Annotated in this window: 7 protein-coding genes; all 7 read left to right on the plus strand. The window is 44.5% G+C overall.

Annotated features, from left to right (window positions below; all coding sequences use genetic code 11):
- The first annotated feature begins 6 nt into the window (after window positions 1–6).
- Complete coding sequence (locus tag DW183_RS08435) at window positions 7–1,809, plus strand: DUF2142 domain-containing protein (protein WP_118281556.1); 1,803 nt, start codon at window positions 7–9, stop codon at window positions 1,807–1,809.
- 42 nt (window positions 1,810–1,851) lie between these two features.
- A complete protein-coding gene (locus tag DW183_RS08440; RefSeq protein WP_118281557.1) occupies window positions 1,852–2,802 on the plus strand; it encodes a glycosyltransferase family 2 protein in 951 nt (316 codons plus the stop codon).
- Complete coding sequence (locus DW183_RS08445; RefSeq protein WP_118281558.1) at window positions 2,790–4,727, plus strand: glycosyltransferase; 1,938 nt, start codon at window positions 2,790–2,792, stop codon at window positions 4,725–4,727. The genes DW183_RS08440 and DW183_RS08445 overlap by 13 nt, the downstream gene beginning before the upstream one ends.
- A 191-nt stretch (window positions 4,728–4,918) precedes the next feature.
- Window positions 4,919–8,176 carry a hypothetical protein gene (locus DW183_RS08450; RefSeq protein WP_147403374.1) on the plus strand — a complete coding sequence of 1,086 codons (3,258 nt, stop codon included), beginning with the start codon at window positions 4,919–4,921 and terminating at the stop codon, window positions 8,174–8,176.
- Window positions 8,177–8,337: 161 nt separating this feature from the next.
- Complete coding sequence (glf, locus tag DW183_RS08455; RefSeq protein WP_118281560.1) at window positions 8,338–9,456, plus strand: UDP-galactopyranose mutase; 1,119 nt, start codon at window positions 8,338–8,340, stop codon at window positions 9,454–9,456.
- A gap of 1 nt (window position 9,457) precedes the next feature.
- Window positions 9,458–10,336: a glucose-1-phosphate thymidylyltransferase RfbA gene (rfbA, locus tag DW183_RS08460; protein ID WP_118281561.1), complete on the plus strand. Its 879-nt coding sequence runs from the start codon at window positions 9,458–9,460 to the stop codon at window positions 10,334–10,336.
- 9 nt (window positions 10,337–10,345) lie between these two features.
- Window positions 10,346–12,541, plus strand: coding sequence for a glycosyltransferase family 2 protein (locus DW183_RS08465; RefSeq protein ID WP_118281562.1), 2,196 nt, complete (start codon window positions 10,346–10,348; stop codon window positions 12,539–12,541).
- Window positions 12,542–12,553 lie beyond the last annotated feature (12 nt).

Here is a 12,553-nt window from a genome sequence, read left to right on the forward strand (position 1 = left end):
AACGTTTTGAAGAAGGAAGTAAAATGGGATCGTACAGCACTGATCGTTGAGGTATGCTGTATTGTCTTAGTGGGGTTATTGGATCTGTCCCTGTGTTGGATGGACGGTATGCTGGCATACCATAAGGTGTTGGTGGTGCTGGTTAATGTTGTGGGGATCATAATCTTTCCATGGCTTTTGCTGCATTTTGCATGGACACGCGATGCCGTGGAAAAAGCCTTGGCAGATTTGGAACAAGGCTGGCAGAAGATCAGGAAGGATCATCAAAAGATTATCAAATATGCAGCCTATTATGTTGGTTTGTGGCTTGGGCTGGGAGTTATTGTCCGGATCGCAACGCATGGGACAGTTTTCCCATGGTGGAAATACTATTTTTTTGCAGGGTGTGCCAGTCTGATCCTGACATTCTGGCTCATGCGCAGGCAGATGGCGGAAAAGACGGAAGGGGCATTTGCTGTAACGGCACTGATCCTGGGGCTGACTTTTATCCTGTCGTCGCCAAGGATTGTGGGTGTGTGTTGGGATGACGAAACACATTTTGTACGGACAATCTCTATTGTCAGTATGTTTGATTCTGTAAAGTATGAAGCAGAGAACAAGTTGGTTGAGGATTTTCCGCAGTTGAACCAGCAGATTATGGATAAAACATATTCCTATGAGTCATTGCGGGAATACAGTCAGACATTGGATGGGCTTTATGACAGAGCACATGCAGACAATCAGGAAGTCTTACGTCCCTATGATGAAGCAACGATTGGCTATAAAAGTCTGGGTGGAATTTATTCCATTGCATATATTGTGCCGGCGATCGCGATCATTATTGGAAAAGGCCTGCATCTGAGTTTTGCCCATGTTTTTTTACTAGGGAAAATAAGTATCTTACTGGCATATACAATGATCATTTATTATGCGATCAAGCGCTTGCGTTATGGGAAGATCCTGATGTCTGTGATCGCTCTTTTACCGACTTCCATGGTACTTGCATCATCCTATAGTTATGATTGGTGGGTGATTGCGTTGACATTGGCGGGAACCTCCTACTATATCGGAAATCTGCAAAGGCCAGAGGAGACCTTGCAATATCGGGATCTCTTTATGATGGTCGCCTGTTTTGCGCTTAGCATCATGCCCAAGTGGGTTTACTGTGTGATGCTATTGCCACTGTTTTTCTTCCCAAAGGAAAAATTTAAAGATAAGCGGCAGAGAGGGGTATGGTACGCTTTTCTGATCGGCGGTATGGCAATCATATTTTTCCTGTTTGTACTTCCGGTTCTGCATCATGGGCTCGGAATGGGAGACACAAGAGGCGGGGAGGGGATCAATGCCAGCGAACAATTATGGTGGATCTTACAACTTCCGGGCAGTTATCTGCAAAAGCTGATCGGTTTTATGGCAGGTTATCTGGGATTTAATGTAGCACCGCTTTACACAACGAATATGGGATACTTAGGGCAGGGAGATTATGGAATTCTTCTCCTGATCCTTATTGCGGTGATTCTGTATCTGGATCGTGGTGAGGAAAAGCGAAAAGTTACATGGCTTAGGATCAGTCAGTGGGCAACGTTCCTTATCCTGGTGGCGGTGATTGTAACCGTGTTTTATCTTGTTTATACACCAGTAGGAGGACAAGTCTTACAAGGGTGTCAGGGAAGGTATTTATTGCCGGTGCTGTTCCCATTGGCTTACTCTCTGGGAATTGATGGCATAAGCATTAAGTTTGATAAAAACCATATGGTCATGGCTGCCCTGGGTTTGACATCTCTTGTGTTTTTGCTGGATTATTACACGCTATATATTTCATATTTGTAAAAGGGCAGAAAATGGATGGAAAGGTAAGAGTGTGAGAGCAGGATGCAACATGTAACAGCAGTAGTAGTCACATACAATCGGATAGATTTGTTGAAAGAGTGTCTACAGGCTCTTCGAGAGCAGAAAGTAGACCGGGATACACAATTAGATATTTTTCTCGTGGATAATGCCAGTACGGATGGCACAAAAGAGTGGATAGATGGCATGGTATCGGCAGGCGATGCCGAAGACAGGCGGATCTATGCGACCCATCTGGCAGAGAATACGGGTGGAGCCGGTGGATTTTATACCGGTATGAAATGGGCGTATGAACATGGGGCAGATGCGATCTGGATCATGGATGATGATACGATACCGCAGGCAGATGCCTTGCAAAAATTATTGGATGGCATGATGTGCGCTGGAAATGAGGTCGCACCGCAGGACGAGATTGGTTTTGTCTCATCAACGGTCCTTTGGACAGATGGAAGTCCTTGCCAGATGAACCGTCAGCATTATGTGGGACAGGAAGTGACTGTGTCCGGCAAGGGTGCAGAAGAAAGTGCCTTGACCCTGCAGGCGGTGGATAGTGCAACCTTTGTTTCACTTCTCTTTACAAGAGTGGCAGTGGAAAACAAAGGGCTGCCGGTCAAAGAGTATTTCATCTGGGGCGATGATAAGGAATACACGCTTCGGATTTCGGAGACTTATCCATGCTATCATGTCAAAGAAAGCGTGGCTATCCACAAAATGAAGACCAATGCCGGAAGTAATATTGTGATTGATGATATAGAACGTGTGCCAAGATATTTTTATGCATTTCGTAATGATCTGTGCACGGCAAAAAGGCATGGGACAAAAGAAGTCTGTATTTACTTTGCGGCATTTTTCCTAAATATGCTGCGCATCCTGTTTAAGAGCAGGGTTGGAAAGAAAATGCGCATTGCTACGATGTGGAAAGGAATGACGGCTGGGATGCGTTTTGCACCGGAGATAGGAGGATGGAAACAGTGATTATTCAAAAATTGATCGGACCAAGCAAGGAAGTTTGCAATGAGTGGGGAATGTACTTTCGGAAGGTAGACGCGGAAGGAAATGATGTTACAAACTACCCATATGATGATGGGGATGCTATGTTCCATAAGATGATTGATGGTGTGAAAGCATCGGAAGTGGCAGCAGAATCTTTCCCACTTGAGATTAAGCAGGGAGAGATATTATCCCTGGATACGTATTTCAATGCTTTTTCCATTGGAAAATGGAAGAAATACACCAAGTTGTCGAATCTGGCATTGGAGATCGTGACCAGTGGTCCGGTAGAGGTCAGAGCCTATCAGACGGTTGGCATGGTAGAAACAGAGCATATGTGGCAGGAGTTCCCGGATGAGGAGACCATGTACAGTTTCTTGCACAACAAAAGACGGGAAATGGACTGCCCACAGGAAGCAGAAGCATTTGTAACGGACCAAGGGCAGCAGGCGATCAGGACGATCATTCATTTCTCCGAATTAGCCAATGAGGGCATTTACTATATTACGATGGCGCCGTGCGAGGATGCAGTTTCTCTTTTGTCGGGAGCATATACCACAGACGTAGAGAAAGAGGATGTCAATCCGGTGGAACTGGTACTTGGCATCTGCACTTTCCAGAGAGAAGAATTTTTAAAGAAAAATGTGAATCTGGTACTGGATAAGGTCGTCAATAATGCCATGTCGCCATTGTGCGATCATGTAGAAATTTATATATCAGATAACGGACAGACGGTGCCGCAGGATACCTTCCAGAGTGACAAGGTGCATCTTTTCCCGAATAAAAATGCCGGTGGAGCAGGCGGTTTTACAAGAACCATGATCGAGTCTCTTTTCCATCGCCAGGACTCGCCATTTACCCATATCATATTGATGGATGACGATATTATTCTTTCTACAGATGTGTTGGAGAGAACCTATCATTTCCTGCAATTCGTTGATGAAGAGCATCATGATATGATGGTTGGCGGTGAAATGTTCATGTTAAATCTTCGCTATAAGCAGTTTGAGGCTGGGGCAAGATGGCGTGGCACGCAGGTGACTTTTTACAATAAGATGTGGGATCTGCGCAGACAGGAATGTGTTGCCACCAATGAATGTGAAAATCCGATCAATTACAGTGGCTGGTGGTACAGTGTTATCCCGACCTCTATTATTACGGAAGATAATCTGCCGATACCTTTGTTTATCCATTATGATGATATGGAATATGGGGTGCGAAATGAGAAAAATGGCACAATTCTTCTGAACGGTATCTGTGTATGGCATCCACAGGGGATCAACAAGGCGGCAACGCGTATGACCTATTACGATATCCGCAATATGCTGATCGGCATGGCAGGGTCCGAAACCTGTGCAACAGCAGGCGATGTGATCCATCATTTATCAAACCGTATTGTCGGTGCCTTGAACCGTTATCGTTATGAAGATGCAGAGATCATCTATGAGGCTATCGATGATTTTTACAAGGGACCGGACTTCTTTAAGACATTGGATCCGCTTGAGAAGCACGCAGCACTGACCAAGTATAATTATAAATACGAGGAATTGTCTGCCTATGATCTGACCGAGGATATGGTAGAAGAAAATGGATTCCACAGCCATTATCTGGCATGGAGTGTCTGGGCGATCATACGCTGGATTCTTCCGAGCACAAGGGCGCTCAAGGTCGTCGGACTGCGCGATAGTGGCATTGCTTTTGGTGCTAAGAAGATCTTCCACTATGATGAAGAAAAGCGCAAAGGCTATATGACAGAGAAGAGTTATGCAAGAGGCTGGAAAGATTTTTGTGACTATCTGAAGATGACAAAGAAAATCAGAAAGAACCACGATGTCATGATGCAGCAGTGGGCAGAGGCGAAAAAAGAGATCACGAGCCTTGGATACTGGGAGAAGTATCTGGGGTTGTGACTATAGTGTGTATATATTTCTTCGATTGATGGTATAAAAGCCTGGTTGCATAGGTTAAAGTGAAGAAAAGTGAACATGAATTTGATAAACGAAGGGAGATGTATATGGTAAGACGAAGGAAAAAAATAAGATCGGGTCGTGTAATGTCAGTTTTTCTGCTGTGTGCGATCATGCTATTGGGGGATGCAGGGATGATGACGATTCAGGCAGCACCATCGACAGGCCGGGCAGCGAACCTGGTTGTCATTGTACGTTATCAGGGAGATACTGTGGGAGACGACGATACGGGTTATAATACACCATATACCTCACAGATCTCGGGAGCCCCGACAACTTATTGGGGCTTGTTGCAAAGGCGTTTCAATGGAGAGAATGACACCTTTGCGATCGGATCATTTCGGGAATATCTGTCGAGGCTTTCCGGTGGGGCACATCAGGTGGAGTCACTTTTCCCGCAGACTGTGTCAGGTGAAAGAGTGGAATATATCACGTTGGACAAGACACTGGCGGAATACCAGGGATCAAATGAGATTTCTCTGGTTGCTGAGGTCGCTCAAAAACTGACGGAAAAGTATCCAACTTATGATGGGACACTTCTGGATCGGGACGGTGATGGGGCAATCGACAACCTGATGATTCTGGCATCTGTACCAAAGACAGGGCAGTTTACACCGCACACAACCAATGCCGGAAATAGCTATACTTTTGCCGGCAAGACCATAGGTTATTATAATATACTTGAAACTTGTACAACGACACTTTCGTCGGGCACATTTTGGGATTCTTTTGATATTGCAACTGCAGCGCATGAGTATGTGCACACATTTGGTGTGCCGGATTATTACCGTACATCAGGAATGAATGGAACACCGGTTGGAATGTGGGATCTTATGGCAGGATCACTGGGCAGACCATCACTTTTGGCAACGACAAGAGAGAATATAGGCTGGACAAAGATTGCCCAAAAGACAGCGACAAGCTCAACCTACACATTGTATGATATGGATAGTGCATATGCGAATGGCGGAAAGAGTCAGGCTTATAAGTTTTATACACCATTTTCATCCAGTGAATATTTTGTGGTGGAATACCGTAGACCGGGCAAAAAGTATTCAGCGGACTTGGATCAGAACATGTCAGGAGCCGGGCTTATCGTATATCGTGTGAATCCGGCATATGCTACGGATGGAAATCTGCGTGGTAATGACTATATCTATGTATTTCGACCGGATGATACCGGGGGGAATGCATCCGCGGGCGATATTACAAAGGCTGCGGCAGGGATGCCGACCTACATATCCGGCAGACAGTCTATCGGATTGGAGGATTTGTCAAAAACGATTGTTGATAATGCCATCTGTTACAGTGACGGGCGCAATTCCGGCATGACAATCAGTGTGACTGCGCAGACGGATGACTCAATCACATTCGATGTGACATTTCCAGATTATGCAAATATGAATCTGTGGGAGACGGTGACGAGTCAGGATGGGACGACACCATTGTCCACGATGAATGCCAGTGCTACACAGTTGGCTACAGATGGAAACGCTATTTATGTTTTGGCACAGAATACAAATTCTTCGACTGTTTTACAGTATGATGGAGCGAATTGGACGAATCTAGGCAAGCCTATAGATAATGTGTCATCATCTGTGAGCATAGAGAGTTGCAATGGTAGTTTGTATGCGTTGATTTCTGATTATCGCAATAACTGCAGCGTCTTGAAAAAATATAGCGGGAATGCCTGGAAGGAAATAACGACTATGAATGCATATGCTACTAATCATCCCGTGCTGGGGGTGATCGGAGATAAACTGGCTACGATCGTCGCTAAGGACAATAAAAATCCACAGTTATATCTTTTAGAGAATGATTCCTGGAAGGCTGTGGGACCGCAGCTAAATGTTTCTTATCTGGTAAGTCCGGTATTGTTTTCGTATAATGGATTTCCTGCTCTGGCATATGGTGATTTTACAGAGCGGACAACGAGTGTGATGGTATATAAAAATGATCAATGGACTTCTACGCATAAGAATACCGATGCGTATGCGAAGAAGATCGTGGTCAAAACAACAGGGGATCATGTATATCTTTTGAGTAATGAAAGCACAGGTAGTGCCAAATTAACCACAATGGATATGTCAGGAGGCGTTACAGAAACGGTTATGTCTTCACTGGGCAGTAACCTTCTGGATATCGGTCTGACAGCAGGAAAACAAAATCTTTACTATGCCATTGTAACTGCAGATGGGAAAGTAAATGTATATAGTTCTACTGTGGCAGATCCGACCGACACGACAATGCTGGGAAGTACGGTTTATTCTCCGGCGTTTGGAACTGCGCTGGGAAGAATGGATGGAATTCTATACTGTGCATCGACACCACAGAGTGATGGGACGATGGATGTAAGGCGTTATCAGGCTCTGGATGATGAGATACCATCTACACCGGAACCAACGCCTGAGCCAGAGCCAGAGCCGGAACCAAAGCCGGAACCGACACCGAAGCCAAATCCTGAGCCGACACCAACACCGGTGGAGCGAACCTACAATGCGGTATATAATGGAGTGGATTACAGTAGTGTTTTTGATCCATACTATTATGCGGATCAGTATGCTGACTTGAAACAGGCATATGGTTATGATTGCAGTCAACTGTTACAGCACTTTATCAATTATGGCATGAGTGAAGGACGTCAGGCCAAGGCAAGTTTTAATGCGACCTCATATCGTCTGCAGTACAGTGATCTGCGTCGCGCTTATGGAAATGATCTGAAGCCTTATTATATGCATTATCTTCAGTGGGGAAGAAGCGAAGGGCGTCAGGGAACAGGATGTAATGTGCTGCAAAACGGACTGACAAGGTATGATGGCATCGATTATGCAGCAGTTTATGATTATAATACTTATGTGAGCCGGTATTCGGATGTATTTCGGGCATATGGCTACGATGATCAGGCGGTACTTCTTCATTTCATCCATTATGGAATGAATGAGGGACGCATTGCGAAAGCGTCTTTTGATGTGACCTCATATCGCCTGCAGTATAGCGATCTGCGTCGTGCTTACGGGAACAATCTGAAATCTTATTATTTGCACTATCTGCAGTGGGGAAGACAGGAAGGACGCAAGGGCAGTGGCTGCATACGCCTGCAGGGGGCGATAACAACACTTAATGGTACTGATTACGGAAAGGTTTATGATTATCAATACTATATAGATAAAAACCCGGATGTATTCCGTGCATATGGCTATGATGATCAGGCAGTACTGGCTCATTTTGTAAATTATGGTATGAAAGAAGGTCGTATCGCGAAAGCATCTTTCGTTGTAAATAATTATAAAGCGCGCTACGCGGATTTACGCCAGGCATATGGGAACAATACAGCCATGTATTATAATCACTATATAAACTGGGGATACAAGGAAGGACGCAAAGGAAACTAACTTACAGAGGGCAGAAGTCAAAGGATGACTTCTGCCTTTTCTATATGGGTGAGGAGGCTTTATCCTGTCTAATTGCTAGCATAAGGTTGTCAAAATGTTACAAAATTGCTACAATACAATTAACTATGTTCGGATTTAAATAAGAAAGGAAGACAGAGATTATGAAGCATTATGACTATCTCGTAGTAGGTGCTGGACTTTTCGGAGCCACATTTGCATACGAAGCAAAAAAGAGAGGAAAGGAAGTACTTGTTATCGATAAGCGCGATCACATCGCGGGTAACATTTATACCAAGGAAGTAGACGGTATCAACGTACATGTTTACGGTGCGCATATCTTCCATACCTCGGACAAGACTATCTGGGAATACATCAATCAGTTTGCAGAATTTAACAATTATATCAACTCTCCGATCGCAGTTTACAAGGACGAACTTTATAACCTGCCATTCAACATGAATACCTTTAGCAAGATGTGGGGCATCCGTACACCGCAGGAGGCTAAGGATATTATCGAGAAGCAGAAGGCAGAGTATGATATAGACGAGCCAAAGAATTTGGAGGAGCAGGCATTGTCTCTTGCCGGTAAAGATGTCTATGAGAAACTGGTCAAGGGTTATACCGAGAAGCAGTGGGGAAGAGACTGTACAGAACTTCCGGCATTCATCATCAAGAGACTGCCGATGCGCTTTACTTACGACAACAACTACTTTAACGACCGTTTCCAGGGTATCCCAATGGGCGGTTATACACAGATCGTTGAGAAGATGCTGGATGGCATCGATGTCGTTACCGGAGAGGATTTCTTTGATCTGAAAAAGTCCGGAAAGTTATCTGACGGCACTGAAGTCTCTTATGATCGGATACTCTTTACCGGTCAGATCGATGAATACTTTGATTCTAAGTTTGGACCACTGGAGTATCGTTCTGTCCGCTTTGAGACAGAGAAACTGGATATGGAAAACTACCAGGGAAACGCTGTAGTCAACTACACAGAGCGCGAAGTTCCATATACCCGTATCATTGAGCACAAGCATTTTGAGTTTGGCAAGCAGCCGACAACCATCATTTCAAGAGAATATTCTTCTGAGTGGAAGCCGGGCGTAGAGCCATACTATCCGGTCAACAACGAGAAGAACAATGCTTTGTATGAGAAATATGCAGAACTTGCTGCCAAGGAAGGCAATGTGATCTTTGGCGGACGTTTGGGACAGTACAAGTATTACGATATGGACAAGGTGCTCATGGCAGCGCTGGAGTGTGTAAAGGAGGAATTTTAAGATGAAAGGTATCATTTTAGCAGGTGGTTCAGGAACCAGATTATATCCATTGACCAAGGCGATCAGCAAGCAGATCATGCCGGTATATGATAAGCCGATGATTTACTATCCGCTGTCAACACTGATGTTGGCAGGTATTCGTGAAGTGTTAATTATCTCTACACCAAGGGATGTGGTTGTCTTTGAGGATCTTCTTGGAGATGGTAGTCAGTTAGGCATGGATATCCAGTATGCCATTCAGGAGCAGCCGAATGGACTTGCAGAAGCGTTTATTATCGGTGCAGACTTTATAGGAAAAGATGCAGTGGCGTTGGTACTTGGCGATAATATCTTCTATGGTCAGAGTTTTTCACAGGTATTAAGACGTGCAGCAGATAGAACTGAGAACGAACCTGGGGCTACCATCTTCGGCTACTATGTCAGAGATCCGAGAGAGTATGGCGTGGTTGAGTTTGACGAAAATGGTAAGGCTATTTCGATCGAGGAAAAGCCGGAAAATCCAAAGTCAAATTACGCGGTTCCGGGTCTGTATTTCTATGATAATTCGGTCGTTGAGATTGCAAAGACAATCAAGCCGTCTGCCAGAGGAGAACTTGAGATCACAGCAGTAAACAACGCTTATTTAGAGCGTGGAGATTTGCACGTAGAGACATTGGGACGTGGATTTGCATGGCTTGATACAGGAAACCATGACATGCTTCTTGCAGCAGCAGACTTTGTATCTGCTTTTCAGAAGCGACAGGGACTTTACATTTCTTGTATTGAAGAGATTGCATACAAGAGAGGATTTATTGATAAGGAGCAGCTGGTAAAACTGGCACAGCCGCTTTTAAAAACAGATTACGGAAAGTATCTGATGGAGATTGCAGAAGGGTTATAGTTTTACGGCATGATTAGACGAGCAGCGAGAAAAGCAAAACGTATTATAAAACGAATATTGCGCATTGGTAACTATCAGAATATTGATGTATTCCGACAGTGGATAGAAGAAGTAGAGCCGACGGTCTGGAATCAGGGGGTCTTGTCATATGCCCCTCTGATTTCTGTTGTAGTACCGGTTTATAATGTTTCAAGCCAGATGCTGCGCGACTGCATCGATTCTGTCAGAAAACAGACATATGAAAACTGGGAACTCATCCTGGTGGACGATCATTCTTCATGGGAGGATGTCCGACAGGTGCTGTCTGAGTACAGTGACATGCCGAAGATCCGTGTGATCTATCGGGAAGAAAACGGCAATATTTCAGAGGCGACCAATACAGGACTTGCACAAGTGCAAGGGGAGTTCATTGCCTTTATGGATTGTGATGACGTTCTGGCTCCGCAGGCATTATATGAGGTGGCATATCTTTTGAATGAAAACCAGGAATTGGACTTTATCTATAGTGATGAGGATAAAATTACCGAGGAGTGTCAGGCAAACAGGGAAGGCAAGTTTGCAATACCTGTAAAAGATCGTCATACACCTTTCTTTAAACCGGATTGGTCACCGGATGCCTTTATGTGTCTGAACTATACCAATCATCTGTCTGTGTATCGAACCGAGATCGTCAAAGAAGTAGGCGGTCTGCGCACAAAGTACAATGGCAGTCAGGATTACGATTTTGTTTTGCGCTTTATGGAGCATACGACAAATCGGCGCGTGGGACATGTAGACAAAATTCTTTACCATTGGCGCGAACGAAAAGAATCGGTGGCGTATGATCCGAATTCCAAGCCGTATGCACTGGAAGTGGCAAAGAAATTAAAAGAAGAAATGATCACACGACGCGGACTGCATGCCGATGTGGAGTATGTGGACGGCGAGTACCAATACCGTCTGGTCTACCACAATGACACAAACGAGAAAGTAAGTATCATCATTCCGTCTAAAGACAATTTTGATATTTTAAAGCATTGTCTGGCTACCATTGCAGAGTTTACGGATTATCCGAACTATGAGGTCATTATTGTGGATAATGGCAGTGCGCAGGATGTGCAGGACAAGATCAATGATTATATTGCCGGCAAGAATATACACTACATCTATGAAAAGCAGACCTTTAACTTTTCACATATGTGCAATATTGGTGCGGAGCATGCATCCGGAAAATATTTCTTATTCTTGAATGATGATATTGGAATCCTGCATCAGGGATGGCTGGATCGTCTGACCGGACATGCCGCCCAGGAACATGTGGGTGCCGTTGGAGCCAAACTTTTATATCCGGATTCGACAGATATCCAGCATGATGGTGTGTTAAACCTGACTTGCGGACCGTCTCATGCATTTAGTCATATGGATGATGCACAGTCTTATTATTTCGCGAGAAATCGTGTGGAATATGACTGGCTGGCAGTGACCGGCGCCTGTTTGATGGTTGATAGGGCAAAGTTCTATGAGGTTGGCGGCTTTGATGAAGAATTTCCGGTTGCCTACAATGATATTGACCTGTGTTTTAAACTGGCAGAGGCTGGTTATTATAATGTATGTCGTAATGACGTCATCTTGTATCATTATGAGTCTGTGAGCCGTGGGCTTGACAATCAGGATGATGAAAAGATGCTTCGACTTGCGATGGAACGCAGCAAATTATATAAAAATCATCCTGCATTTGAGGGTTATGATCCCTTCTATAATCGCAATCTGGGGGGATATAATATCTCCTTTAGTATCCAGATGCAGGGGGCTGGCGATCATGAGCCGCTGCAGACAGAGAGCAGCATGGAAGATTTTGTCATTGATTTTGATACAGAGTCTATCAATTTTATGGCGCGCATTAATAGTGTGGAATATCTGAATTCACTTGTGCGTGTTGTTGGTTGGTTCTATACAGGTAGTCTGAAGGTGGATGGCAAACGTGATCTGTATCTGGTCTTGCGAGGTGAGTCGGGTAAGTGTTACCGGGTGGATGTGGAACGCTTTGTTTCCGAGGAAGCCAGACGGACTTATGACAGCAGATACGGTAATGTAGGATTTGAGATCTTGATAGACAAGAATAAATTGGATCCGAAAGATCAGAAGTATCAGATAGGTGTTATGATCTCCGGAGATAAGCGCCAGGATTGGTTCGTGCAGTGGACGGAGAGATGGATTCTTAGATAGAGGATTGTAGGC

Source organism: Roseburia sp. AM16-25 (assembly GCF_003473825.1).
Taxonomy (GTDB): domain Bacteria; phylum Bacillota; class Clostridia; order Lachnospirales; family Lachnospiraceae; genus Pararoseburia; species Pararoseburia lenta.

Bases quoted from the DNA above. Each gene is read 5' to 3' on its own strand.
- DW183_RS08440 (WP_118281557.1), top strand. From the start codon at position 1,852: ATGCAACATGTAACAGCAGTAGTAGTCACATACAATCGGATAGATTTG.
- DW183_RS08445 (WP_118281558.1), top strand. From the start codon at position 2,790: ATGGAAACAGTGATTATTCAAAAATTGATCGGACCAAGCAAGGAAGTT.
- DW183_RS08450 (WP_147403374.1), top strand. From the start codon at position 4,919: ATGATGACGATTCAGGCAGCACCATCGACAGGCCGGGCAGCGAACCTG.
- glf (WP_118281560.1), top strand. From the start codon at position 8,338: ATGAAGCATTATGACTATCTCGTAGTAGGTGCTGGACTTTTCGGAGCC.
- rfbA (WP_118281561.1), top strand. From the start codon at position 9,458: ATGAAAGGTATCATTTTAGCAGGTGGTTCAGGAACCAGATTATATCCA.
- DW183_RS08465 (WP_118281562.1), top strand. From the start codon at position 10,346: ATGATTAGACGAGCAGCGAGAAAAGCAAAACGTATTATAAAACGAATA.